Source organism: Streptomyces sp. NPDC052107 (assembly GCF_040680215.1).
GTDB lineage: Bacteria > Actinomycetota > Actinomycetes > Streptomycetales > Streptomycetaceae > Streptomyces.
In genome coordinates, this window is record NZ_JBFAWG010000005.1 from 1 (window position 1) to 26,806 (window position 26,806).

The following is a 26,806-nucleotide window of genomic DNA, read 5'->3' on the forward strand; positions in this document are numbered from 1 at the left end:
TACCGTCAACCGAACACCGCTGTCGTCTCCAACGTGACCGGCCAGGTCGTATCGGAGGAGCTCACCGACCCGGCCTACTGGGTACGGCATGTGCGCCAGCCGGTGCGTTTCACCGACGGCGTCCGGGCTGCCCGTGAGCTGGGTGTGACGCGTTTTGTGGAGGTGGGCCCGCAGGCGGTGCTGACCGCCCTGGCCCGCCAGACCCTCGACGAGGAGGCCGGTGAGCTGGTCTTCGCGCCGCTCATGCGCCGCCCCCGTAAGCCCCAGGACGAAACCGCCCCCGTCACACTGCTCACGGCGGCGGCCACCCTCCACACCACCGGCGTCCCGGTCGACTGGCACCTGCCCACACCCACCCGTCACCTCGGCCTTCCCACCTACCCCTTCCAACGCCACCGCTACTGGCTGCCCGCGGCGGAGCGTGGGATCGACGCGGTCAGTCGTGGTCTGATCGCGGTGATCCACCCCCTGTTGGGTGCGGCCGTGTCGGTGGCCGACACCGGGGGGATGATCGTCACCGGGCGCCTGTCGCTCGAAGCGCAGCCCTGGCTCGCCGACCATGCGGTGAACGGCACCGTCCTCTTCCCTGGCACGGCCTTCGTGGAGCTCGCACTGCGGGTCGGGGAGGAGGTGGGCTGCGACCGTGTGGACGAGGTCAACATGGTCGCGCCCCTTGTCCTGCCCGAGCGGGGCGGGGTCCAGATCCAGGTCGTCGTGGGCGCGGCCGATGAGGAGGGGCGGCGGGAGCTGTCCGTCCACTCGCGCCGGGACGCGGCGGACTGGCTGTGTCATGCTCAGGGATTCGTGTCGGCTGGGGACACCACGCCACCGGACTTCGACTTCGCGGTCTGGCCGCCCGCCGGCGCCGAACCGGTGGACACGGGAGATGCCTATGCGGCCCTCGCGGCCGACGGCTACGACTACGGACCCGTGTTCCAGGGACTGCGGCAGGTGTGGCGGCGCGGCGACGAGCTGTTCGTCGACGTCGTACTCCCCGAAGAGGCGGACGGTGGTGCGTTCGGCCTGCACCCGGCGCTGCTCGACGCGGCGCTGCACGGTGTGCACCTCGGCCGCCCCGAGCCGGCGGACGGGCCCGCCCTTCCGTTCTCCTGGCGGGGAGTCACCCTGTGGGCGGCGGGCGCGTCCCGGCTGCGGGTGGCCGTGGACGCCGCCGGGGGCCTGCGCCTCGCGGACGCGGACGGCCGTCCGGTCGGTGCGGTGGAGGAACTCGTCGTACGCCCGGTCGCGACCGCCGATCTCGTCGGTGCCGACCTGCTGCACCGGCTAGAGTGGCGACCGACCCCGCTGCTCCGGCCCGCGGAGGGAGCGGAGGCCGTTCCGGGGGCCGTGGCCGTGGTCACGGCGGACGCCCTCGCGGACGTGAGCGGCTCACCGGTCGTACTCCGTACCGGGACGACCGACCCGGTCGTCACCGTCACCACCGCCCTGCAGCAGTGGCTGGCCGAAGACGGACGGGAGGATGCCGTACTCGTCGTGGCGGCCGACGGCGGCACGGCGGACGCACCGCTGCGAGCCGCCGTGGCGGGCCTGGTCAGGGCGGCACAGGCCGAGCACCCGGGACGCTTCGTGCTGGCCGACGTGGACGACGCGGACGCGGTGGACGACGCGGCGTGGCGCGCCCTCGCGGCTTCCGGTGAACCCGAGTGGCGGCTTCGGGACGGCGTCTGGTCGGTGCCGCGGCTGGTGCGCGCGACACCGCCGGCCGCCGAGCGGCCGGACTGGGGCACGGGTGCGGTGCTCGTCACCGGCGGCACGGGCGGGGTCGGGGCCGAGATCGCCCGGCACCTCGTCGCCGACCACGGCGTCACCGAGATCGTCCTGCTGTCCCGTTCGGGTGCCGACGCGCCGGGCGCGGCCGAACTGGTCGCGGAGCTGACCGCGGCCGGAGCCCGCGCACGGGCCCTCGCGGGCGACGTGGCCGACCGAGCCCGGCTGGCGGAGATCCTGGAGGGCATTCCCGACCTCGGCGCGGTGGTGCACGCGGCGGGCGTCCTCGACGACGCGGTACTCACCGAACTGACGCCTCAGCGGCACGAACGCGTCCGCCGTCCGAAGGCGACGGCGGCCGAACATCTCGCCGAGCTCACCCGGGAACGGGACCTGCCCGCGTTCGTTCTGGTGTCATCCGTGGCCGGTGTGCTCGGCGCGGCGGGACAGGCCAACTACGCGGCGGCCAACGCCTACCTCGACGGGCTGGCCGAACAGCTGCGGCAGGACGGACGTCCCGCCACCTCCGTCGCCTTCGGGCTTTGGCGCGAGGTCGGCATGGGCGCGTCGCTCGACGAGGCCGAGGTCCGCCGCACCGAGCAGGCGGGACTGCCGGCGCTGACCCGAGCAGAGGCCCTGGAGGCCCTCGACCAGGCGGTCGCGGGCGCAAGCGGCGCCGTTCTCGCCGCCCGGCTGCTGCCCCAGCTGGCGCAGCACGCCGGACAGCGAGCGCCGTTGCTCGCCGAGCTTTTCGGCGGCACCGGCCGCCGGACCGCCCGGGCGGCAGCCGGTGACTCCCGTGCGCTCGCCCGCCGGCTCGCCGAGGTCGCCCCCGCCGAGCGGCTCGGCGCCGTGCTCGACCTGGTCCGTACCCAGGCCGCCACTCTGCTCGGATACGACAACGCAGCCGCCGTCGATCCCGAGCGGCCCTTCTCGGAACTCGGCTTCGACTCGCTCACCACGATCGAGATGCGCAACCGGCTGTCCGCCGCCACCGAACTCCGACTGCCCGCCACCCTCCTGTTCGACTACCCCACCCCCCAGGTCCTGGCACGGCACGTGCTGGACGAGATCGGCGGGCGGGTCCAGGCGACTACGGAGGCCGTCCCCACCACCACCGTCCAGGACGACGAGCCGATCGCCATCGTGTCCATGGCATGCCGCTACCCCGGTGACATCACCACACCGGAACAGCTCTGGCGGCTGGTCGCGGAGGGCCGCGACGCCGTCTCCGGCTTCCCCACCGACCGGGGCTGGGACCTCGACGGCCTGTACGACCCCGAGCCGGGCGTGGAGGGGAAGACCTACTCCCGGTACGGTGCCTTCCTGCACGACGCCGACCGCTTCGACGCGGCCTTCTTCAACATCAGCCCGACCGAGGCCGTGACCATGGACCCGCAGCAGCGACTGCTGCTGGAGACGTCCTGGGAGGCCTTCGAACGCGCCGGCATCGACCCGGTCGCCCTCAGGGGCAGCCGCACGGGCGTCTTCGCGGGCGTCATGTACCACGATTACGGACCGGGAACCAGCAGCGGAGCCATCGTCTCCGGCCGCGTGTCGTACGTCTTCGGTTTCGAGGGCCCGGCCCTGACCATCGACACGGCGTGCTCGTCATCGCTGGTTGCCCTGCATCTGGCGGTCCAGGCGCTGCGTTCGGGTGAGTGTTCGTTGGCGTTGGCCGGTGGTGTGACGGTGATGTCGACGCCGGAGACGTTCGTGGAGTTCAGCCGCCAGCGGGGGCTGTCGCCGGACGGCCGGTGCAAGGCGTTCGCGGAGGCGGCGGACGGGACCGGCTGGGGTGAGGGTGCGGGTCTGTTGTTGCTGGAGCGGTTGTCGGATGCGCGGCGGCTGGGGCATCCGGTGTTGACGGTGGTGCGGGGTTCGGCGGTGAATCAGGACGGTGCGTCCAATGGTCTGACGGCGCCGAACGGTCCTTCGCAGCAGCGGGTGATCCGGGCTGCGCTCGCCAACGCCGGTCTGTCGGCGGCGGATGTCGACCTGGTCGAGGCGCATGGGACGGGGACGCGGCTGGGGGATCCGATCGAGGCTCAGGCGCTGCTGGCCACGTACGGGCGCGGCCGTGGGGATGGGGTGCCGCTGTATCTGGGCTCTGTCAAGTCGAATCTGGGGCACACGCAGGCGGCTGCGGGTGTGGCTGGTGTGATCAAGTTGGTGGAGGCGATGCGGCATGGGGTGATGCCGTGGACGTTGCATGTGGATGCGCCGTCGTCGCAGGTGGATTGGTCGGCGGGTGCGGTGGAGTTGCTGACCGAGGCGCGGGAGTGGCCGGGGGTGGGGGACCGGCCGCGCAGGGCTGCGGTGTCGTCGTTCGGGATCTCTGGCACCAATGCGCATGTGATCGTGGAGCAGGCTGCGGAGGCGGAGGAGGTTGTCGCCTCGGAGCCGGTGGTGGGTCCGGTGGCGGTGGCGTTGTCGGCACGTACTCCCGAGGCCTTGTCCGAGTCGGCGGGACGGCTTGCGGATTGGTGGTCGGGGCGGGAGGACGTTGAAGTCGCTGAGGTGGCTTCGGCGTTGGTGCATGGCCGGGCTCAACTTGAGCATCGGGCTGTGGTGGTGGCGTCCTCGCGTGAGGAGGCGATCGGGTCCCTGGCGTCCTTTGCGTCGGACGGTTCCGGTGCGGTGACCGGGCGGGTGGGCTCGGGTCGGACAGGGTGGTTGTTCACGGGTCAGGGTTCGCAGTGGCTCGGCATGGGCCGGGATCTGCACGCGGCCGATCCGGTGTTCGCCGAGGCGTTCGATCAGGCGTGTGCGGCGTTGGATGTGCATTTGGAGCGGCCGCTGCGTGAGGTGATCTGGGGCCAGGACGCGTCGTTGGTGGATGCGACGGTGTTCACGCAGGCCGGGTTGTTCGCGGTGCAGGCGGCGTTGGTGGCGGTGTTGCGTCATTGGGGCGTCCTGGCGGATGTGCTGCTGGGGCATTCGATCGGGGAAATCTCTGCCGCGTATGCGGCTGGGGTGTTGTCGTTGGAGGATGCGGCGCGTCTGGTGGCGGCGCGGGGGGCGTTGATGCAGGCCCTGCCCGCGGGTGGGGGCATGCTCGCCCTGGCCGCCAGCTCCGAGCAGGCCGAGGAGTTGATCGCCGGTCTGGCGGTGGACGTCGCCGCGGTCAACGCGCCGGCCGCGGTGGTGGTTTCCGCAGCGGTGGAGGATCTGGAGACGGTGGCATCGCGCGCCGAGGAGCAGGGGGTGCGGGCGACGAGGCTGTCGGTCTCGCACGCTTTCCACTCCCGGTTGATGGAGCCGATGCTGGAGCCCTTCGCCGGGGTCGCCGCCTCCCTCACCTACCGCGAGCCGGCTGTCCCGGTCGTCTCCAACGTGACCGGTCAGGTGGTGTCGGAGGAGTTGACGGATCCGGCGTACTGGGTGGGGCATGTTCGCCGGCCGGTGCGTTTCGCCGACGGTGTCCGGGCTGCCCGCGACCTGGGTGTGACGCGTTTCGTCGAGGTGGGTCCGCAGGCGGTGCTGACCGCCCTGGCCCGCCAGTCCCTGACCGACGAAACCACGGAGCTGGTCTTCGCCCCCCTCATGCACCGCCCCCAGCAGTCCCAGCAGCCCCACGAGGACACCGCCGCCACCACACTGCTCACCGCGGCGGCCACCCTCCACATCACCGGCGTGCCCGTCGACTGGCACCTGCCCACCTTCACCCCCGCCCGCCCCCTCGACCTCCCCACCTACCCCTTCCAACGCGACCGCTACTGGCAGGACTCCATGCCCACCGGCGGCGATCCCCGGCAGGTGGGCCAGTCGCCCACCGGGCATCCGTTGCTCGGCGCGGCGGTCACGGTGGCGGACAGCGGTGGCGTAGTGCTCACCGGGCGGCTGTCGGCGGACAGCCAGTCCTGGCTCGCCGACCATGAGATCAACGGCTCGGTGGTGGTGCCCGCCTCGGTGTTCGTCGACTTCGCGCTGAGGGCCGCCGAGGAGGTGGACTGCGCGGCCGTAGAGGAGTTCACCGTAGGGACCCCGCTCGTACTCACCGGCATCGAGGGCGTGCCGGCGCAGGTGAGTGTGGGTGCGGCCGACGACTCCGGCAGGCGCGGTCTCAGTGTGCACGTTCTGCCCGCGGGCGGGGCCGAGTGGGTGCGGTGTGCCTCCGGGACGCTGAGCGGCGAGGGCCCGGCCCTCCTGCCGACGGCGTGGCTGCCGCCGGGCGCCGTATCGCTGGACCTCGATGCCGTGGACGACGCGCTGGCTGCCCGTGGACAGCACCACGGTCCGGCCTTCCGTACCGTACGGGCCGCCTGGCGGGACGGATGCGATGTGTACGTCGAGTTGGGGCTGCCCGAGCGGGCCGACGGCCGGGCCGCCTCGCCCGCCTTCACCCTGGATCCGCGCCTGCTGGAGGGCGTCTGCCAGGTGCTCGTCGCGACGGGTGACTCTGTGGACGCGGCGGGCACTCCGCTGCTCGCGGCATCTTGGCGCGGCATCTCGGTCGTGCCGGGCGCTGCGGAGCCCGTACGGGCGGTGTTCCGCGGCGGCCGGCTGACGCTGCTGGACGCGGAGGGCGTGGCGGTCGGCGCGGTCGACTCGCTCACGCTGCGGCCGATGAGCCGAGCCGAGCTGACCGCGGCCACGGCGGCTGCCGACTCGTTGTATCTGCTGCGCTGGGTGGCGACGCCGTTGCCCGACTCCCAGGCGACGGGCACGGTCCCGGTCGTCGGCCTCGCGGAGGTCGCCGACGCCGAGGAAGCCGAGGTCGTGGTGTGCGACTGCCCGCTCCCGGCGACGGCGGACGCGGAGACGGTCCGGACCCTGACGGCTGAGGTGCTCGCCGCTCTGCGGGACTGGGTGGCCGACCCCGTCAGGGACGGCGGCACGCTGGTCATCGCGACGACAGGCGAGGACGCGTCGGACGTCTTGGCACCCGCCGCCGCGGCCGTGGCGGGACTCGTACGGGCCGCCCAGGCGGAGCATCCCGGACGTTTCGTCCTCGTCGGTACGGAAGCCGGCCCGGCCTCCGTCGACGCGGCGACCTGGACCGCCCTGGCTACCGCCGGCGAGCCGGAATGGCGGCAACGGGACGGTGACTGGCAGGTGCCCCGGCTGGCCCGCGCCTCGCGCGCCGAGTCCGTCCCGCACTGGGGCGACGGCGCAGTGCTGATCACCGGCGGAACCGGAGGCCTGGGCGCGCTGGTCGCCCGTCGTCTGGTGACGGAGCACGGAGTGCGCAGGCTCGTCCTCGTCTCCCGGCGCGGCGAAACGGCGCCGGGCGCGCCGGAACTCGTGACCGAACTGCGCGCCGCGGGCGCCGAGGTCCGGGCCGTGGCGTGCGACATCACCGATCGGGAGGCCCTCACCGGGTTGCTGGCGGACATCGACGACCTGACCGGTGTCGTGCACGCGGCCGGCGTACTGCACGATGCCGTACTGACCGAGCAGACCGAGGAGCGTCTCGACGACGTGTGGATGCCGAAGGCCGGGGCGGCCTGGCTTCTGCACGAACTGACCGAGCGGTTGCCGCTGCGCGCGTTCGTCCTGTTCTCCTCTGTCGCGGGTGTCCTCGGCTCCGCCGGGCAGACCAACTACGCCGCCGCCAACGGCTTCCTGGACGGCCTGGCCCGACTCCGGCGCGCCGAGGGCCTGTCCGCGCTGTCGATCGCGTACGGCCTGTGGCAGGACGCCGGCATGGGTACGGCCCTCGACCCGGTCGAGCAGGCCCGCGCGGCGAGCGTCGGCATGCCCGCCCTCGGCACCGAACAGGGCCTCGCGCTGTTTGACGCCGCGGTCGCCGGGGACGAAGCGGCCGTCGTCGCCACTCCGCTGCTGCCCGCGGTGGTCGACCACGCGGGCCAGCGGGCTCCGCTGCTGTCCGGTCTGTTCCGCGCCGCGACGGCGCGCGCCGTCGCACGGCGCGCCGGGGGCGGCCGGCTGGCCCGGCAGCTTGCGGATGCGACCGAGGCCGAGCGGCTCGACCTCGCGCTCCGTGCCGTCCAGGAGCAGGCCGCCCTGGTGCTGGGGCATCCGGAGGGTACGGTCCTCGAACCCGACCGGCCTTTCACGGAGTTCGGCTTCGACTCGCTCACCACGATCGAGATGCGCAACCGACTCGGCGCGGCAACGGGTCTACGCCTGCCCGTCGGGCTGCTGTTCGACCACCCGACCTGCCGTGCGCTGGCGCGCCACCTGGTCGCGGAGGTCTCCGGCACCGCACCCGCCTCGGCGGCCGTCGCCCGCCGGACCGTCGCGGCCGACGAGCCCATCGCCATCGTCGCGATGGCCTGCCGCTTCCCCGGCGGCGTGGGCTCGCCGGAGGACCTGTGGCGGCTGGTCGCCGACGGTGTCGACGCGGTCTCCGGCTTCCCCACCGACCGCGGCTGGGACCTCGACGGCCTCTACGACCCCGAGCCGGGCAAACCCGGCCGCACCTACGCCCGCGGGGGAGCGTTCCTGACCGGCGCCGACCGCTTCGACCCCGCCTTCTTCAACATCAGCCCGGTCGAGGCGCTCGCCATGGACCCGCAGCAGCGCCTGTTCCTGGAGACGACCTGGGAGGTCCTGGAACGCGCCGGGATCGACCCCGCCACTCTGGTCGGCAGCGACACCGGTGTGTTCACCGGGACCTCGTACCAGGACTACGGCTCCCGCCTCCCGCACATCCCCGACGAGGTCGCCGGTTACGTCGGCAACGGCACTCTCGGCAGTGTCCTTTCCGGCAGGGTGTCGTACGTCTTCGGTTTCGAGGGCCCGGCGGTGACGGTGGACACGGCCTGCTCGTCGTCCCTGGTCGCCCTGCACCTGGCCGCGCAGGCCCTGCGCTCCGGTGAGTGCACGCTGGCACTGGCCGGCGGCGCGACGGTGATGTCGACGCCGGAGACCTTCGTGGAGTTCAGCCGCCAGCGGGGGCTGTCCCCGGACGGCCGGTGCAAGGCGTTCGCCGAGGCCGCCGACGGAACCGGCTGGGGCGAGGGCGTCGGTCTGCTCCTCGTCGAGCGGTTGTCCGACGCGCGGCGGCTGGGGCATCCGGTGCTGGCCGTGGTGCGGGGTTCGGCGGTCAATCAGGACGGTGCGTCCAATGGTCTGACGGCGCCGAACGGGCCCTCGCAGCAGCGGGTGATCCGCGCCGCCCTCGCCAACGCCGGTCTGTCGGCCGCAGACGTGGATGTGGTCGAGGCGCACGGAACCGGCACGCGCCTCGGAGACCCGATCGAAGCACAGGCCCTGCTGGCCACTTACGGACAGGCACGGAGGGGGCACGAGCCCCTGTACGTCGGGTCGGTGAAGTCCAACGTCGGCCACACGCAGGCGGCTGCGGGTGTGGCTGGTGTGATCAAGTTGGTGGAGGCGATGCGGTATGGGGTGATGCCGCGGACGTTGCATGTGGATGCGCCGTCGTCTCAGGTGGATTGGTCGGCGGGTGCGGTGGAGTTGCTGAGGGAGGCGCGGGAGTGGCCGGGGGTGGGGGATCGGCCGCGCAGGGCGGCGGTGTCCTCGTTCGGGATCTCGGGCACCAACGCGCACGTGATCCTGGAACAGGCGGCTGAGCCCGATCAGTCCGCTGGTGCGTCGGAGCCGGTGGTGGGTCCGGTGGCGGTGGCGTTGTCGGCGCGCTCGCCTGAGGCGCTGGCCGAGTCGGCCGGACGTCTGGCTGCCTGGTGGTCGGGGCGGGAGGACGTTGAAGTCGCCGAGGTGGCTTCGGCGTTGGCGTATGGCCGGGCTCAACTTGAGTACCGGGTCGTGGTGGTGGCGTCCTCGCGTGAGGAGGCGATCGGGTCCCTGTCTGCTTTCGCAGTGGATGGTACGGCCGCCGTTGTCGGGCGGGTGTCGTCGGGTCGGACGGCGTGGTTGTTCACGGGTCAGGGTTCGCAGTGGCTGGGCATGGGCCGGGAGCTGTATGCCGCCGATCCGGTGTTCGCCGAGGCGTTCGACCTGGCGTGTGCGGCGTTGGATGTGCATTTGGAGCGGCCGCTGCGTGAGGTGATCTGGGGCCAGGACGCGTCGTTGGTGGATGCGACGGTGTTCACGCAGGCCGGGTTGTTCGCGGTGCAGGCGGCGTTGGTGGCGGTGTTGCGTCACTGGGGCGTCCCGGCGGATGTGCTGCTGGGGCATTCGATCGGTGAGGTTTCCGCCGCGTATGCGGCTGGGGTGTTGTCGTTGGAGGATGCGGCGCGTCTGGTGGCGGCGCGGGGGGCGTTGATGCAGGCCCTTCCCGCGGGTGGGGGCATGCTCGCCCTGGCCGCCAGCTCCGAGCAGACCGAGGAGTTGATCGCCGGTCTGGCGGTGGACGTCGCCGCGGTCAACGCGCCGGCCGCAGTCGTGGTTTCCGCAGCGGTGGAGGATCTGGAGACGGTGGCATCGCGCGCCGAGGAGCAGGGGGTGCGGGCGACCCGGTTGTCGGTCTCGCATGCCTTCCACTCGCGGCTGATGGAGCCGATGCTGGAGCCCTTCACCGAGGTTGCCGCCTCCCTCACCTACCGCGAGCCGGCTGTCCCGGTCGTCTCCAACGTGACCGGCCAGGTCGTATCGGAGGAGTTGACCGACCCGGCGTACTGGGTGGGGCACGTTCGCCGGCCGGTCCGATTCGCCGACGGTGTTCGCACCGCCCGCGACCTGGGTGTGACGCGTTTCGTCGAGGTGGGTCCGCAGGCGGTGCTGACCGCCCTGGCCCGCCAGTGCCTGGACGAGGAGGCCGGCGAGCTGGTCTTCGCCCCCCTGATGCGCCGCCCCCGAAAGCCGCAGGAGGCCTCGGCCGCCACCACACTGCTCACCGCGGCAGCCACCCTCCACACCACCGGCGTGCCCGTCGACTGGCGCTTGCCCACCCCCGCCCCCGGCCGTCACCTCGACCTGCCGACGTATGCCTTCCAGCGCGATCGCTACTGGCTGTCGGCTCCGGTGGGTTCTGGTGTGGCGGGGGTGGGTGCGGCTGGTCTGCGGGAGGCCGGGCATGGGTTGTTGGTGGCGGCGGTGTCCACGGCGGATGGTGTGGCGACGGTGTTGACCGGGCGGCTGGGTGTGGGGCGTCAGGCGTGGCTGGCGGGGCATCGGGTGGCCGGGCGGGTGTTGGTGCCGGGGGCTGCGTTGGTGGACATGGCGTTGCACGCGGCGGACGTGGCCGGTTATGGCGGGATCGGGGAGTTGGTGGTGGGCCGGCCGTTGGTGTTGCCGGAAGTGGGGGAGGTGGATGTGCAGGTGCAGGTGACCGCCGCTGGTGAGCGGGCGGAGGTGAGCATCCACTCCCGCCCCGCCGAGGCGGCAACGCAGGCGCCGGGCCCGGATACGTCCTGGACCACCCACGCCACCGGCACCCTCACCACCACAGCCACCCCAAGCACCACCACAGTCACCCCAACCCCCACCCCAGCCGGCACCGCACCCTCCACCCCCGACCTCACCACCTGGCCCCCACAGGAAACCGAAGCACTGGAACCGGACGAGCTCTACGACCGCCTCGCGCGGCAGGGCCACCGCATCGCACCGCAGTTCCAGACCGTCCAGGCGGCCTGGCAGCGCGAGGGTGAGTTGTTCGTCGAGGTCGCCCTGCCGGACGATGTCGACAGCGACGGCCACCGGATCCACCCGGCGCTGCTGGACGGCCTGTGCCAGTTGCTGGCCGTGGATGTGGAGGCCGAGCCGGGAAGTGCGTCGGTCGGTGCCACGTGGCGTGGCCTGCGGTGGGAGTCGGACGAGTCGCCGTCCGCGCTGCGGATGGCCTTCACGGCGCAAGGTCTCAGCGTGTCGACCGCTTCCGGGCGGCCGGTGGCGTCCGCCGACTCGGTGACCCTGCAGCCCGTACCGCTCCCGGAGGCCCCGGTGGCCGGGGAACCGCTCCCTCAGGCGGAGGACGGCGGCGAAGGACGATCGTCGGAGCGGCGCAGGCGCGCCCGGCACGGCGATCCGGAGCGGTTTGTTCGCGAACTGCGCGAGCAGGACGACGAGACCCGGATCCGACTGCTCCTTGAGCTGGTGCGCGAGCAGGTGGCGCAGGTGCTGGGGCACGCCGACGCCGGGTCCGTCGACCCCGACAAGGCGTTCTCCGAGCTGGGTTTCGACTCGATGGCCGCCGTCGAGGTGCGCAACCGGCTGAGCCGGCGTACCGGGCTGTCGCTGCCGAGCACGCTGGTCTTCGACCATCCGACCGCGCGGAGCGCCGCGGACCGGCTCGACGCGGAGTTGCGGCCGGCGCAGGAGGACGGCGCGGACGCCCTGCTGGCCCGGATGAGCCGGCTCGAGGCACTGCTGGCGAGCGCCTCGCCGACCCCGCAGGAGCAGGCGGCGATCCAGGCAGCCCTGGAGTCGCTGGTGCAGCGGTGGCGGTCGCGCACTGCGCCGGACGAGGACGGTGATGCGGCGGCGGCCACATTGGACGACGCGAGCGACGACGAGCTGTTCGCGGTGCTCGACGCGGAACTCAGCGGCGGGTGACCGGCTAGGGGGTGCGGGCGGTGCGGGCCGATGCGCCGGACCGAGTCCCTCCAGGCCTGAGCCGGCCCCGACCGTGCGATTCCCGACCGGTCGGCATCCCTGTGGTCCCGGCCGTGGGGCGGGGCCGCTTCCCCGGCACGGGGAGTGGCCCCGACTCAGGGGAAGGTAGGGGTATTTCGGCTCGGCACGCCCGCCCTAGCGTGGGCCTCGCCCGCGCGGAACCGCGCAGACCCGCCCCCGACGCGCGCCTGCTCCATCGCGCCGAGACGCCATGGGAGATCCACGATGACGACCGAGCTGAACACCGTGACGCCGGACGACGCGGTGATCGAGCTGTTCAGTCCACCGCAGCCGGCGAACCCGTTCCCCCTCTACGACGTGCTGATGGACACCAACCGCGTCTATCGAAGCCCCTCCCTCGGTCTGTGGGCCGTGACCGGTTATGCCGAGGCCTCGGCGATCCTGCGTGCCAACACCACCCGTAACGGGCCGCGCGCCGCGAGCACCATGCGGACCGACTGGGCGGAGCACGAGGCGCTGCGCATGTACCTCGACGCGCTGATCACCCTGGACCCGCCGGACCACACCCGGGTGCGGGGTCTGGCCGGCCGGGTGTTCACTCCGGCCGCGGTGCGCGCGCTGGGTCCCAGCATCGAGCGACTGATGCGCCGTCACCTGGACGACATCGTCGAGCAGTCGGCCGGCGGCGCTCCCGTGGATCTGATCAAGGCCCTGGCCAGTCCGTTCCCGGTGGCCGTGATCAGCGAGATGCTGGGCGTGCCGGACGAGGACGGCATGCACTTCTACCACGTGGCCAACAACTGGTCCCGGGTGTGGGCGGGCGGCTACTACTCGGAGGAGGACCTGGAGCGCGCCGACGAGGCGGCGGCCGAGCTGCGCGAGTACTTCGAGGGCATCCTCGACGCACGCCGCAGGAGCCCGCGCGAGGACCTGCTGTCGACCCTCGTGCGGGAGGGTGACAACGCGCGCCTGTCGCCGGAGGAGACGATGTCGCTGGCGACGTTCCTGTTCGTCGCCGGCTTCGAGACCACCACCTCGCTGATCAGCGCGGGTCTGATCTCCCTCCTGGAGCACCCGGACCAGCTGGAGCTGTGGCGCCGGGACTCCTCCGTCACGCAGACGGCGGTCGAGGAGCTGCTGCGCTTCAACACGCCGATCACCGCCGCCAGCCGGGTGATGAAGGAGGACACGCCGCTCGGCGACCAGACGGTCCCGGCGGGCAGCCTGGTCGTTGCGCTGCTCGCCGCGGCCAACCGCGACCCGCGGCAGTTCACCGATCCGGGCAGGCTGGACCTCACCCGCAGCGAGGGCGCCAACCTCGCCTTCAGCGCCGGCCCGCACTTCTGCATGGGCGGCAACCTGGCCCGCCTGGAGGCCGCGGTGCTGTTCCCGGCCTTCCTCGAGCGCTTCGGCAGCATCGAGGTGGTGGGGACGCCGGTGCGACGGGACGCCATCGGGCTGAACGGCTACGAAGAGCTCCAGCTGGTGCTGGCCTGAAGTCCGCGTTCCGGAAGGGGACCCGATGTCATCGCTCGACCCCGCCGTGTGGCTTCGGCGGTACCACCCGGTCGACGCCCCGGTGTCACGGCTGATCTGCTGTCCGCACGCGGGCGGGTCGGCGAGCTACTACTTCCCGTTCTCCCGCGCGGTGGCCGACACCGGCGCCGCCGAGGTGAGCGTGGTGCAGTACCCGGGGCGCCAGGACCGTCACCGGGAGCCGTTCCTGACCGACCTTCAGGAACTGGCGCGCTGTGTCGCGGAGGCCGTGCTCGTCACCGACGACGGCCGCCCGGTGTCCCTGTTCGGTCACAGCATGGGCGCCCTGCTGGCGTTCGAGGTGGCCCTGCAGCTGCGGGAGCGGGCGGCGCTCCAGGCCGACCGGCTGTTCGTCTCCGGCCGGCGCTCGCCCAGCAGCCCCACGACGGAGAACGTGCACCTGCGCGACGAGCAGGGGCTGCTGCGAGAGGTGCGTGCCCTGGACGGCACCGGCGCCTCGATGCTGGACGACCCGGACGTGCGGGCCATGATCCTGCCTCCGCTGCGGGCCGACTACCAGGCGCTGGAAACCTACCGTTACCGCCCGTCACGCAGGCTGGCGATCCCGGTCACGGCCGTCGTCGGCGACAGCGACCCGCGGACCCCGGTCGACGACGCCGGGAAGTGGGGAGAGGTCACGGCCGGTGACTTCGACCTGCACGTGCTGCCGGGCGGGCACTTCTACCTGGTCGACCAGTGGCCGACGCTGACCGAGGTGCTGGCGGGCAAACTGGCGGGCACCGGCCGTATACCGCTGTGACCGTCACCGTGCCGCCGCCGGTCCGGGCAGCCCCGGACCGGCGGCGGCACGGTGTGCACGGGTTGGGCCACCTGTTCGGGGGCCCTGGACTGAGTGAGCGTGGTTCCCGAACGATTGGCCACGTGACCAACAGCGGCCTGGAACGGGCGGAAACAGCAAGTGGGGATGACCGACCCGCGATGACCTCAAACGGGGCTTACAAGGCATGTTTCCGCAGGTCAAGGGCATCAGCATTACGGTCGCGGTCCTCACTGCGCCGTTCTGGGACTTCCGGTGGGGAATCGGGTCGGGACATGGAGCGTTAACCTCGAGGGAACAAAGAGGGGGACGGAAGGGCAGGTGAGCTGCCACGGGTACTCCCTTCAGGACGCAATTGTCGGTGCCGGGGCTCTCTCCGGTGCGTGGCGTCGGCGCCGAGGCCGGCAGGGCGGCCGTACGGCTGGCCCGGCTCCCGTTCGACCTCGCGGTGGAGGGCGTGGCGCAGCTGACCGGGTTGCTCGGACACGCCCAGCCTTCGCGGTCCACGGTCGACGGCGAACCGGCACACGCCGAGTCGGGGGTCCCGGTACTGCTGGTGCACGGCCTGGCCGACCGGGAATGGGTCGTGTCGTCCCTGCAGCGTGGACTGGGCGGCTGCGGGGCGGGCCCGTTCGTGCCCGTGACGTACAACGGGCTCAGTCCGGACATCCGTACGGCAGCCAGGGTGCTCGGTGAACAGGTGGAGCTGACGGTCGGCCGGTGTGCCGGGCGGCCGGTGGTCCTGATCGGGTACAGCCTGGGCGGGCTGGTCGCCCGCTACTACGTGCAGCGCCTCGACGGGCATGCGCACGTACCCCTCGTGATCACCCTGGCCACACCGCACGGTGGGACGGCCACGGCCCTCCTGGCCCCGCCGCATCCGCTCCTGCGCCAGCTGCGGCCCGGCAGCGAGGTGCTGACCGAGCTCGCCGAGCCGGCCGCGGGCTGCCGGAGCCGGTTCGTGGCCTTCTACAGCGACCTGGACGAGGCCGTCGTGCCCGCGGCCAGGGGGCGTATCGATCACCCCGACCTGAAGGTCCGCAACGTGCTCGTGCCGGGAGTGGGCCACCTGACGCTTCCTCTTCACCAGCCGGTCATCGACGAGGTACGGGCACTGCTGACGGCGGTCGGGGAGACCGGCTTCGCCCTGTATCGGCCCGGCCGTGACAGTCGGGGCAAAACGGAGGACGCTGAAACCTAGCCGGTAAGAACATCCGTGCGGACCGACAGTATGGCTTTTTCACCCAGTTCCTACAGCAGCGCGACCGTACGCCCGTATCGCCCCCAGGACGAAGGGGGAGTGCGGGGGCTGATCGATGCCGACCGGCTGCCGGGTCAGCAGCGGTGCGCGCCGGAGCAGCTGGCCGCGGCCAGGCGCGGCGCGCCGGTCCTGGCCGGCTGGGCTGTGCCGGCCCGGCCGAGGATCAGCGTGCTGGCCGACGCCGCAGACCGCCCCTGTGGTGTCCTCGCGTTCCTCTCGTGGGCCGATGTCCACAGCGGCGTGATCTGCTGGCTGTACGCCCGGGAGGATCCTCCTGCCCTGCGTGCCCTGCTCGGTCACGCACGTGCCGAGCTCGCATGGTGCCGGCAGATCGAGGCGTTCGTCGGCGCTCCGCCGGGTCCCCTGGGGCCGGGCGGTCTGCCGCGCATCCGCCGCGCCGCCACCCATGACGCGCTGATCAAAGCCGGGTTCACAGGCCGCCGCCAGGGCGCCTACCTGCACTGCGCGCTCTCGGGCGAGCCGTCGCCGGCGAAGCTGGTCGCCGACGTCTTTCCCTGCGACTTTCCCCCGGGGCATCGGCTGATCATCCGTGACGGGGCCGAGCCGGTCGCGGAGGCCGTGGTGAGCGTCGGACCGGACCGCATCGCGACCGTCTACTGGATCGAGACCCGTCGCACCCACCGCGGCAGGGGCCTGGGCCGCAAGCTGCTCGGCCAGGCCCTTGCCCTGCTGGCCGAGCAGGGTGCCGTCGAGGCCGCGCTCGTCATCGACGACTTCCCGCCCCGCACCTCGGAGAGCGAGGCCGCTTCCCGGCTCTTCGACTCCTTCGGCTTCACTCTCGTCGACGAGCTGTGGACCTATTTGTGGCGGCACCCCTGAGCCCTGCGGCCGGCCGCGCTGGTGCGGCGGCACGACCGCACGGCTGACCCGGGTCCGGCACCGGGTCGCCCCGCCGCAGCCGGAGCGGTCAGGCGGGGACGCGTTCGGCGGCCCGTTCCGCGGCCCGGAGGATGGTGGTACGTGCCTGATGGCGGCGCTCGTACTCCAGCACCCGACGGCTGTGACCGGGTTCGGCGTCCCCCAGCCGTTTGAGGATGTCGTCCGCCGTCATGCTGTCGTAGCCGGGCCAGGGCACCGGTCCGAGCAGATCGGCGACCCGGCTCAGGACGGCCGGGCGGCGCGCGTGGCAGCGTTCGTAGGCGCCGATGACGGCCAGGTCCGTCTGCGGCAGCTGCGGCAGGCGGTCCTTGATCATCTTGGTGCTGAGGCGCCGGTAGTCGGGGATCGGCAGCTCCTCCTCGCTGATGAGGGCTCCCCGTGGTGCGGCCTGGAGCCGGTCCGCGCCCGGCATGCGTTCGGCCGTCTCCCGCAACCAGCTGCTCCACTCGCGGACCGCCTGCGCCGCGCCGCCGACGCTGGTGTCGGTGGTCTCGGCGGATGCCGCCACGGCGTTGTCGGCATGCTGTTCGAGGGCTCCGGCGAACTCCTCCAGCGCCTCCTCGTCGTCCCGGCGGATGGAGCCGAGCAGTTCCGCGCTGACGTCGTCCTCGGCCTCCTGGGCGATACGCTCGGCGGCCCGGCACAGGGCCAGGGCCAGCGCGGTGACCGCGTACTCGTCCTCGGCGTTCTTCAGCAGCTGGTACTCCGTGGTCATCCCCCGGTTCCGGAACACGACGCCCGGGACGGAGATGGCCATGTCGATGGGCAGCCGGGCGGCCTGCCCGGTGAGTTGCCAGGCACCGCCGAGGACGCTCTGCACCAGCCCACGGGGCTGCAACGTTCCCAGGCGTTCGTCGATGCGGTACACGTGCCCGCGGGCGTCGCCCATGCGGCGCTCCAGGACATCCCGGTGTTCACCGGGTGGCGTGGCGGCGAGGTGGGCCCTGAAGCGGTCGGCGAGCGCCGACTTGGCCTCACGGACCTCGCGCAGCGCCGGAACGAGCAGATCTGTGGCTACGGACATCACGGTTCCTTCGGATGCTCGGGAAGAAATAGCCGGAACCCGGCCCCGGCCCACACCCACCGTGCCCCGAAACAGCAGCCCCCGCATCTTCCCGTCCGCCGTTCCCGCTACCCCGTACCCCCGTTGAGCCGCATACGAGCGCCATCCGTGGTATCCGCCGAACGAGTGGCGGCGCTCATGAGAAGGGCGGCGGTCTCGCCGTCCGGGTTGCCCGGATCCCGTGGGACAGGACTGCCCCGCCGGGCCGTCGGTGGCGGCTCGGCGGGGCAGGGACGGGCTGGTGTCGTGTCAGCTCATCGTGCGTCTCAGCTCATCGTGAAGGAGTCCAGGCTGAACAGGTCGCCGCTGCCGCCCTTGAAGACGAAGTACAGCTTGTGCGTCCCGCCCGGGTCGGTCACCGGTGCGCCGACCGTCGTGAAGGCGCCTGAGGTGTCGCCCACCGTCGCCGTGCCGGCCAGCGGGCCGTCGGGGGCGTCGGTGCGGACCTCGATGGTGCCGCCCGTACCGCTCGACGCGGCCCTGAAGTCGATCTTGCTCACACCCTGGAGGTCGTACGGGTCGAACTCGATCCAGTCACCGTTGCCGATCGACGTGACGGCCTCGCCGCCCTGGGCGCCGGCGACGGAGCTCGTCTGCACGCCGGACTGCGTGCGGTAGAACTCGGCCTGCCTGCCCTTGGGCTGCAGGACTATCTGTGTCGTGCCGGTGAGGTCGGGGACCCCGGCGGTCGGGGAGGTGTCGGTGTAGCTCGCGGAGAAGATGCCGTAGAAGTCGTCGGCGTCGGTGTGGCCCGCGGTGGTCATGGAGAACGTCCCGCTGCACCCCGTGGCCTGCGAGAGGTTGTGGGAGTGCATGTCATGACCGAGCGAGTAGCTGACCTGGACCTTGGAGCAGTCCACCGGGGTGCCGTCCGGGTCGGTCGCGTCGATCTTCCACGCGACCTGGTCCCCGTCCTTGAACGTCAGCCCGTTCGGCGGCTCGGAGAACTTCAGTACCGGCGCGGAGTTGCCCACCGTGACCAGGACGGCGGCGACACCCGTCCTGCCGCTCGGGTCGCTGACCGTGAGCCTGGCGTGGTACTGCCCGTTCGCGGTGTAGGTGAACGACGGCGTGGCACTCGTGGAGTCGGTCTTGCCGTCGTTGTCGAAGTCCCACGCGTAGGTGAGAGTGTCGTTCTCGGGGTCGGTCGAGCCCGTGCCGTCGAACTTGACCGTCAGCGGGTTCTTGCCCGACGTGGTGTCCGTCGTGATCGCCGCGGTCGGCGCCTTGTTGCCCGGCGCGTACTCGATCTTGTAGAGCCCGGCGTCCAGGGAGCCGCCGAACCACGCGCTGCCGTAGTCGAGCACGTACAGCGAGCCGTCCGGACCGAACTCGGTGTCGATGGGCTCTACCAGACGGGCCCAGTCGTTGCCGTTGGTCAAGGTGTCGATCGACTGGATCTTTCCGCTGCCGTCCGAGGAGATCGGCTTGATCCAGTGGGCGCCGAACTCGTAGGCGAAGAACTTCCCGTCATAGCTCTCGGGGAACTTGACCTGGGACTTCAGCGTGGAGTCGTAGTGGTACACGGGGCCGCCCATGGGAGCGCCCTCACCGCCGAGTTGGGGGAACAGCGGGTTGCCCGCGTAGTGGTTCCAGATCCAGGCCGGCTGGGCCGGGGGCAGGTTCTTCAGACCGGTGTTCAGGGGAGCGTCGTTCACCGGGTGGGCACAGTCGAAGGGCTGCCCGGACTCTCCGGTGGCGAAGTCGTACTGGACGTACGGCGTGTTGTCGCCGATGCAGTACGGCCATCCGAAGAAACCGGGCTTGGTGATCCGGTTGTACTCGACGGTGTTCTCAGGCCCCCGCTTGGGGTTCGCGCTGCTGGCGTCCGGGCCGTAGTCGGCCAGGTAGATCACGCCGGTCTTCTTGTCGACGTTGAACCGGAAGGGGTTGCGGAAGCCCATCGCGTAGATCTCGGGACGGGTCTTGGGGGTGCCCTTCGGGAACAGGTTGCCGTCCGGGACCGTGTAGGTGCCGTTGTCGTGCACCTTGATCCGCAGCAGCTTGCCGCGCAGGTCGTTGGTGTTGGCCGTGGAGCGCTCGTTGTCGAAGACGGGGTTGCGGTCCGGTCGCCGGTCGATGGGGGCGTAGCCGTCGGATTCGAACGGGTTGGAGTCGTCGCCGGTGCTCAGCAGCAGGTTGCCGTCGCCGTCGAAGTGCATGTCGCCCGCGACGTGGCAGCACTGCCCGCGGTCGGTGTCGACCCGCATGATCTTCTTCTCGCTGGACAGGTCCAGCCTGCCGTCGGCGAACGTGAACCGGGACAGCTGGTTGTAGCCCTTGTACGGCGCGAAGTCGGCGGCCGTTCCGTTCTCCGGGGCGTTGGCCATGGGGGTGTCGAGCTTCGGCGCGTAGTACGCGTAGACCCAGTGGTTCTTGGCGAAGTGCGGGTCGAGCGCGAGGGTCTGCAACCCGTCCTCGTCATGGGTGTAGACCGGGAGTTTCGCCGCCACGTCGGTGAGGCCGTCGAGGGTCGTGTAGTAGACGGTGCCGTCACGGGAGCTGTGCAGTGCGCTGCCGTCGGGGAGCACCGCGAGCCCCATCGGCTCGCCCACCTGGTCCGGTCCCTTGGCCAGGGTGACCTGTTGGAAGTCGGACGTCGCGGCGGTGGAGGCGGCCGCGGCCGTTCTGTCCGGTGCCTGGATACGCGCATGCGCGGACGTCGTAGCTCCGGCCACCGCGACCCCCACGCCGAGCATGGTGCTCAACGTGGCGGTGAGGAGCCGGCTTACTGGTTTACGCACGTACTGCCTACCTCTCTGGGGGCGCTGCGATGGACATGGCGCGAGCGGTCACGTCGCGCGAGGGCGGCCGGCCGGGTTCGGATGCCCGGGCCTGCGCCAGCCGGTCGATCGGTGGAGCGGGCGGGTGGCCGTGGGAGGAAGGGAGGGCTCGGCGGGTTCGCGGCCCCCTGGGGAAGCGTCATGAGCGTGGCTCCATGACCATGGCGCGTCAAGGAGGTACTGCTCAGTAGCAGCGTTTTGCGCCCTGAAGTGGACACATCTTTTGCTCATCCAGTGAAAAGTAGCGCCGACTTGTGCTCAACTATCGACGGCTTCAGGCGTTCATCGTCCTCCAGGTATGTGTCGAGGCGCTCCTGCTGCCACCGCGCGGGCCGCGGGGAGTTGTGCCTCGGCAGCCCGCACCGCCCTCGCTCACCGGGCGCGACTCCGGTCGCCCCGCCACCAGTTCCGCCGACCGCATGTCCGCCGGACGTTCAGGCCGATGAACGCCCCGTACCACCACGCCGCCCGGACACCGGGCGAGGCGGCTCCCCTTGACGGCCCCTCGCCGCAGCCCCCCGCGGCCAGGTGCTTCACAACGAAGGAGTGATGATGGGTCAGTTCGCCCATGACTTCGACCGCAGAGGCTTCCTGCGTGCGGCAGCCGCAGGCACCGTAGCCATCGGTGCGGCAACCCTCGCCGGAGCGGTCCCCGCCGCCGCCCGGACGCCCGCCCCGGACGCCCCGCCCAACGGCGCCGGCCTGAGCATCCCCAAGAACGCCATCGGCATCCAGCTCTACAGCGTCCGCGACAAGGTCTACCAACTCGGCTTCCGCGCCGTCTTCGAGGAGCTGTCGCGGATGGGCTTCAAGGAGGTGGAGTTCGCCGGCTACACCCAGGACCCCTCCATCCTCGGCCGGCAGATCACCCTCCAGGAGATCCGCACGCTGCTCGACGACAACGGTCTGCGAGCCATCGGCAGCCACATCGGCATCGGCAGCTTCCGCAGCAACCTGCAGCAGGAGCTCGACAACGCCGAGATCCTCGGTATGCCCAACATCGGGACCCCGAACGCCCCCTCGGACACCCAGACGGTCGCCGGGTACCAGGCGGCCGCGGAGGACTTCAACCGCTGGGGCGCGGCCGCGTCGGCGCGCGGTCTCAAGCTCTACCAGCACAACCACTGGGCCGAGTTCGCCTTCGCCACCGACCAGCCGGCGGTGCGCCTGTACGACGTGTTCCTGCAGAACACCGACCCCGCCCACGTCTACCTCGAGATGGACGTGTACTGGGCCTTCGTCGGCCAGTTCCGCTACCCCGGCTTCGACCCCGCCGCGTACGTGCGCAACCACCCCTACCGCTACACGCTGTTCCACATGAAGGACGGCAAGTCCGACCCCAACGCCGGTGACGGCTACGACATGACGGAATTCGGCGCCGGTGACATGCCCTACCAGCGCTTCATCCACGCGATCGGTCCGTTCGGCAACCACCACGGCATCTGGGAGCAGGACACCGCCCCCGACACCCAGCCCAACCCGCCCGGCTCCTTCGGCGCCGCCCAGCGCAGTTACACGGCGCTCGCGGACCTGCTCTCCTGACCCACCGAGACATCCACGCCCAGGGCCCTGCACGTCCGCGCCCTGCCGCAGCCCAGAAGGCGCGGCAGGGCGCGGACGTGTGCGGTGCGGGATTTCAGGGTCTCAGGGCGGGTTCAGATCAGTCCGCGTCGCGCGGCCCAGGCGACGGCCTCGATGACGCTGCTGACGCCTATCTTGTCGCACACGCCTCGGTAACGCCGTCGCACTGTGCGGGGACAGACGTGGAGTCGCCGGGCGACGGACTCGACCGGCAGGCCGGTTGCCAGAAGCGACAGCAGGTGGACCTCGTCGCTGCGCAGACAAGGGTTGTCGGGCTGGGGCCGCCGGTCCGTCTCGTAGCTGAGCATGGACACTTTCGTCCTCCTTCGCCGAGTGCGGTCGGCAGGGAACGCGGGGAAGGCCGCCGCCCGGATCGGCGGCCAGAACCCGTGATCGACCGCGGGGTCGTCAATCGCTTTCACGTGTCAAGTAGCTTGGGTAACTGATCACATGCGCACGGTCAAGAGGTGCGCCGCCGCATTGATGTGATCTACATGAAAGGTTTCACCTCGGTTCGCGCCAGAGCCGGGCTCGGGGCGCGCCCCGAGCCCGGCGTGGACCGCCGCTCCTTACGACAGGTCCCGTACCCGGATGTTGCGGAACTCGATCAGGTCGTTGTCACTGTGGTTCTGCAGCCCCACGTAACCACTGACGAACTGACGCAGGTCCGTGGGCGGATCGCCCGCACGCGACGACGACTTGCCGGGCGTGTTGTCGAACTCGTTGATCACCACGCCGTTGCGGATGATCGTGTAGTGCTGCCCGACGACCCGGATCTCGTAGTCGTTCCACTGGCCCTTCGGGGTGACCTTCGCATGGTCCAGGTCGAGTGGATCGAAGTTGTACACCGAGCCGGTCTTCTGGGGCTCACCGGTGTCACCGTCGTAGATCTGGATCTCGTTGCCGCAGTAGATCGCCACCCACTCCGGGGCGGTGCGGGCCGCTCCCGTCGTGCTGCAGCCCTCGGGCCGCTGGTCCAGCGGCGTCCGCGGATCGGGGAACCGCACGAACACACCGCTGTTGGCCCGGTGGCCGTCCGGTGCGGCATCCCGGAACTGCAACCGGATCGAGTAGTCCCCGAACTGCTGCTTGCTGTACCAGAGCATGCCCAGGCCGCCGGAACTGCGCATGGTGCCGTCCGGCAGGAGCGAGAACCGGCCCGCGCCCGCCTGGCTCCATCCGGCGAGGCTGGTCGCCGATCCGTCGAAGAGGGACTTGTACCCGGGGGTCTTGCCGATGGGCGACTGGGCACCTGCCTTGCTGAGCGTCGCCGCCTCGTGGCTGTCGATGACACCGTCCTTGCGGAACTGGTTGACCAGGTCGTTGAGGTTGCTGACGAACGCGCCGTGGTTGGGCCAGGTGCCCTCGTCGTCGATCAGGTCGTTGATGGTGCATCCGCCGCCGACCTTGCGGTTGGCCACACCGGTGTCGGTGTCGAGCAGCCGGACCGTGGAACGGGCGTCGGGCGCCGTGCAGCCCGCCGTCACGTCGATCTTCCCGGTGGCGTGCTCGCCGTTGGCGTAGGTCGCCTTCAGGGTGGCGTGGTAGGTGCCGTAAGAGGCGTAGGTGTGCGTGGGGTTGGCCTCGTGCGACGGCTGGCTGCCGTCACCGAAGTCCCACTCCCAGGAGACGCCGCCCGCCTTCGCGGCCGAGAACTGGATCGTCCGCGGCTTGCTCTGGGCGACGGCGCGACCCGAGGCGTCGCTCGGGTTCGGCGTGGCCGGGCCACCGTGGTAGGTGACGCGGACCAGCTTCTGGTTCGGGTCCAGGCTGAAGAAGCCGCCTGCGTAGTCGAGCATGTAGAGCGCGCCGTCCGGGCCGAACTTGGCGTCCATCCAGCTCTGGACCTTGTTGTCCCCGGTGCCGCCCGGGAGGATCTGGCGCAGGTCCTCGCCGAAGGCCGGCGGGCTCTGGTCCTTGACGCTCGCCGGGTCGACGGTCACCGCGACGCGGTTGTTGGCGTTGGACTCGTCACCGATGAACCACTTGTTGTCCCAGTACGCGGGCCAGGCGACACCGCTGTCGGTGTCGACCTCGGAGCGGTGGTAGGTCGGGCCGTCCATGATGGCCTGGCCGCCGCCCTTGAGGTAGGGCTCGGTGTACTTCTCGTCGCTCTGCACGTACGTGGGCAGCCCGCTGCCGTCGCCGCGCTTCGGGTAGACCACGCCGCCGCCCTGCGGCGAGTACCAGATCATGTTGTTGCGGATCGGCGGGAGGTCCACCAGACCGGTGTTGCGGGGCGAGGTGTTCTTCGGGTGGTCGCAGTCGTACCAGCCGGTCAGCACGCTCGCGTCGGTGTTGCTGCGGTCGCGGTACGGCTGCTTGTCGCCCATGCAGTACGGCCAGCCCTGGTTGCCCGCCGAGGTGATGATGGTCGCGGTCTCGTATTTGGCCGGGCCGAGCTCCGGGTCGGGCGTCGGCGCGTCGGGGCCGACCCAGCCCGCGGTCAGCCAGTTGTTGGTCTTGTCCCAGGCGATCCGCGCGATGTTGCGGACACCCATGACGTAGATCTCCGGACGGGTCTTGCCGCCGCCCTCCTCCTGGCCGGTGAACAGGTTGCCCTTGGGGATGGTGTACGTGCCGTCGGGCTCGGGGTGGATCCGCAGGATCTTGCCGTTGAGGTCGTTGGTGTTGCCGGCCGTACGGCGGGCGTCCTGGAAGGACAGGCCCTTGTAGTCCTTGGTCCAGTTGTTCCCGGAGTAGCCGGCCCCGGCTCCCTGGGAGGAGTTGTCGTCACCGACGCCGACGTAGAGGTTGCCATCGTTGTCGAAGGTCATGCCGCCGCCCGTGTGGCAGCAGCTGTGGATCTGGGCGGTCCAGTGCAGCAGGTCCTTGCGGGAGCTCTTGTCGATCGACTGGTTCTTGAAGTCGTAGGTCAGCCGCGAGATGGTGCGCTGGCCCGTCTGCTTGTCCCGGTCGACCGATTCGTGCGGCATCCAGTAGACGTAGATCCAGCCGTTCTGCTCGAACTCGGGGTCGAGCGTGATGCCGACCAGACCCTCCTCGTTCTTGACCAGCTCGTCGCCGCTGCCCCGGTTGCCCATCACGTCGAGCGTGGTGAGTAGCTTGACCTGCTTGGTCTTGGGGTCCCACTGGTGGATGGTGCCGCAGCCCAGGCCCACCTTCGGGTCGTTCCAGTCCGGGATCGGGCCGCTCGGGCAGGCCGCCTTGCCGATGTAGAAGACCTTGCCGTCGGGCGCGATCGTCAGACCGTGCGGCTCACCGATCTGGTCGAGCTGGCCCTGCTGGTTCTTGCCCGTGAGCCGTTCCACCGAGTAGTTCGACGCGATGGTCGCCTGGCAGTCGCCGCGCACCATGCCGGTCGTCCACTCGATGGCGCCGAGCAGATGACTCTGGAACTTGGAGTCCGAGGTGTAGCTGTCCTCGGTGCGGCCCATACCGGTGTAGAACGACCGGCCGCCGTCGTAGTCCCGGCACCAGGAGACCGGGTGGAAGGCACCGTTGCCCGCCGGCCCCGCGTCGTAGGAGTTCTCCTCGACCTGGGCGACCGTCTGCACCTTGCCGTTCGGGTTCGGGTCCCAGTTCATCCACTGGTCGGACCGGGTCCACTTCAGCGGCAGGCCCTTGTTCGCCGGGTGCTGGCGGTCGGTGACGTCCACGACCGCCTGCTGCACCTTGGTCTCCGGCGCGGGCGCCGGGTCGGCGCCGAACAGCCGCAGCTCGGCCAACTGGGTCAGCGGCTCACCGGAGTTGGCGGTGACGTTCAGCCGGTAGTACTGGTAGGCCGTGGTGTTGGAGAACTTGTACTGCTTGGTCTGGAACCGGTCCGGGAAGTTCTGGCCGGTCTGGGTGTCCAGCGTCTTCCAGGAGTCCCCGTCCTGAGAGCCCTGCAGGGTCCAGTCCTTGGGGTCCCGGCCCGGGTAGTCGTTGGCCGACGTCAGCGCGTACTGGGCCACGGCGACCGGATGGTCCATCTTCGCCGTGACCCACGCGGTGTTCTGGTGCGCCAGCCACTTGGTGGTGTTGCTGCCGTCGAACAGCTTGGCCTTCGTCTCGTTCGGCGGGTTGTCGTCGCTCGCCGTGACGTCCGAGACCTTCTCGGAGGCGGGCAGGCTGGCGGCCGGACGCGTACCGATCAGGCCGGTGAACCAGTCGGAGCCGGCGTCCGCGCGCGCGGCGTCGTGGACGCCGACGAATCCGCCGCCGCCCTTGACGTAGGCCTGGAACGCGGACTCCTCGTCGGAGGTGAGGGACACCCCCTTGGCCGACAGGAAGACCACGCCCCGGTAGTGGGCCAGGCGGTCGGGGGTGAAGACGGACGGATCGTCCGACTCGTCCACGGAGAAGCCGTTCTTCTGACCCAGTTCCTTGACCGTCGACACGGCGGTCGTGACGGGGTCGTCCTGCTGATCGGCCGGTCCGTGGAAGACCAGGACGTTCACCGAGGCTTCAGCCCCGGCGTCCTGGTCCTGGTTGCTTGCGGACGGCGCCTGCGCCTGTGCCTGTACGGCCGGCAGCGCGGACAGTCCCAGTGCCAGCGCCGAGCCGGACAGCAGGACGACCGCGCGGCGCCAGGCCGGCGCCTGGCGGGGGGTCCGCGCGGAAGGCGACGGTGGTGCTCCACTTCGTCGGGACAGGGTGAACCGGTCTCTTCGGCCCATTGTTGCTCCTTGACTCGATCCGACAACGGAAGAGTGGTCAGGGGGTGGAGCCGGGCTGCCGCACGGGCCTCGCACGGCGGGCGCCGGGCGAGGCGGATTCGGATCGGCCGTCGGGACATCCGGAGACGGCCGGGGCGCCGGAGCCGG

At 71.1% G+C, this 26,806-nt stretch carries 10 protein-coding genes; 6 read left to right on the forward strand and 4 right to left on the reverse strand.

The features are described 5' to 3' along the window. From AB0M27_RS07025 to AB0M27_RS07045, 5 genes are all read left to right on the forward strand, one after another. Nucleotides 1-12,114, forward strand: a 12,114-nt coding sequence (locus tag AB0M27_RS07025; protein WP_365718754.1) for an SDR family NAD(P)-dependent oxidoreductase, incomplete at its 5' end; no start/stop codon positions are given. A gap of 285 nt (nucleotides 12,115-12,399) precedes the next feature. After that, on the forward strand, nucleotides 12,400-13,632 hold the full coding sequence (locus tag AB0M27_RS07030; RefSeq protein WP_365718756.1) for a cytochrome P450: 1,233 nt from the start codon (nucleotides 12,400-12,402) through the stop codon (nucleotides 13,630-13,632). A 25-nt stretch (nucleotides 13,633-13,657) separates the two neighbouring features. After that, entirely contained in the window at nucleotides 13,658-14,431 is a 774-nt protein-coding gene (locus tag AB0M27_RS07035) for an alpha/beta fold hydrolase (RefSeq protein ID WP_365718759.1), read from the forward strand. A gap of 379 nt (nucleotides 14,432-14,810) precedes the next feature. Next, nucleotides 14,811-15,650, forward strand: coding sequence for a lipase (locus tag AB0M27_RS07040; protein WP_365718761.1), 840 nt, complete (start codon nucleotides 14,811-14,813; stop codon nucleotides 15,648-15,650). Nucleotides 15,651-15,680: 30 nt separating this feature from the next. Then, on the forward strand, nucleotides 15,681-16,550 hold the full coding sequence (locus AB0M27_RS07045) for a GNAT family N-acetyltransferase (RefSeq protein WP_365718763.1): 870 nt from the start codon (nucleotides 15,681-15,683) through the stop codon (nucleotides 16,548-16,550). Nucleotides 16,551-16,638: 88 nt separating this feature from the next. On the opposite strand, the gene AB0M27_RS07050 is transcribed toward AB0M27_RS07045, so the two are convergent. Then, nucleotides 16,639-17,634, reverse strand: a complete 996-nt coding sequence (locus AB0M27_RS07050) for a hypothetical protein (RefSeq protein WP_365718765.1) — start codon at nucleotides 17,632-17,634, stop codon at nucleotides 16,639-16,641. Nucleotides 17,635-17,939: 305 nt separating this feature from the next. Then, nucleotides 17,940-20,417 (reverse strand): PQQ-dependent sugar dehydrogenase, encoded by a 2,478-nt coding sequence (locus AB0M27_RS07055; RefSeq protein WP_365718767.1) that lies wholly within the window; start codon nucleotides 20,415-20,417, stop codon nucleotides 17,940-17,942. Nucleotides 20,418-21,005: 588 nt separating this feature from the next. On the opposite strand from AB0M27_RS07055, the gene AB0M27_RS07060 reads away from it, so the two are divergent. Beyond that, complete coding sequence (locus AB0M27_RS07060; RefSeq protein WP_365718769.1) at nucleotides 21,006-21,998, forward strand: TIM barrel protein; 993 nt, start codon at nucleotides 21,006-21,008, stop codon at nucleotides 21,996-21,998. Between the two features lie 113 nt (nucleotides 21,999-22,111). On the opposite strand, the gene AB0M27_RS07065 is transcribed toward AB0M27_RS07060, so the two are convergent. Together AB0M27_RS07065 and AB0M27_RS07070 are read right to left on the reverse strand one after the other, a co-directional pair. Then, on the reverse strand, nucleotides 22,112-22,345 hold the full coding sequence (locus AB0M27_RS07065) for a helix-turn-helix transcriptional regulator (RefSeq protein ID WP_351807834.1): 234 nt from the start codon (nucleotides 22,343-22,345) through the stop codon (nucleotides 22,112-22,114). Nucleotides 22,346-22,606: 261 nt separating this feature from the next. Then, the gene (locus AB0M27_RS07070) at nucleotides 22,607-26,659 is read right to left on the reverse strand and encodes a ThuA domain-containing protein (RefSeq protein ID WP_365718771.1); all 4,053 of its coding nucleotides are present in this window, start codon (nucleotides 26,657-26,659) and stop codon (nucleotides 22,607-22,609) included. Nucleotides 26,660-26,806: the final 147 nt, after the last annotated feature.

Coding starts and splice junctions, on each gene's coding strand:
- AB0M27_RS07050 (WP_365718765.1), bottom strand. CDS start 17,634: ATGTCCGTAGCCACAGATCTGCTCGTTCCGGCGCTGCGCGAGGTCCGT.
- AB0M27_RS07045 (WP_365718763.1), top strand. CDS start 15,681: ATGGCTTTTTCACCCAGTTCCTACAGCAGCGCGACCGTACGCCCGTAT.
- AB0M27_RS07060 (WP_365718769.1), top strand. CDS start 21,006: ATGATGGGTCAGTTCGCCCATGACTTCGACCGCAGAGGCTTCCTGCGT.
- AB0M27_RS07030 (WP_365718756.1), top strand. CDS start 12,400: ATGACGACCGAGCTGAACACCGTGACGCCGGACGACGCGGTGATCGAG.
- AB0M27_RS07065 (WP_351807834.1), bottom strand. CDS start 22,345: ATGCTCAGCTACGAGACGGACCGGCGGCCCCAGCCCGACAACCCTTGT.
- AB0M27_RS07070 (WP_365718771.1), bottom strand. CDS start 26,659: ATGGGCCGAAGAGACCGGTTCACCCTGTCCCGACGAAGTGGAGCACCA.
- AB0M27_RS07035 (WP_365718759.1), top strand. CDS start 13,658: ATGTCATCGCTCGACCCCGCCGTGTGGCTTCGGCGGTACCACCCGGTC.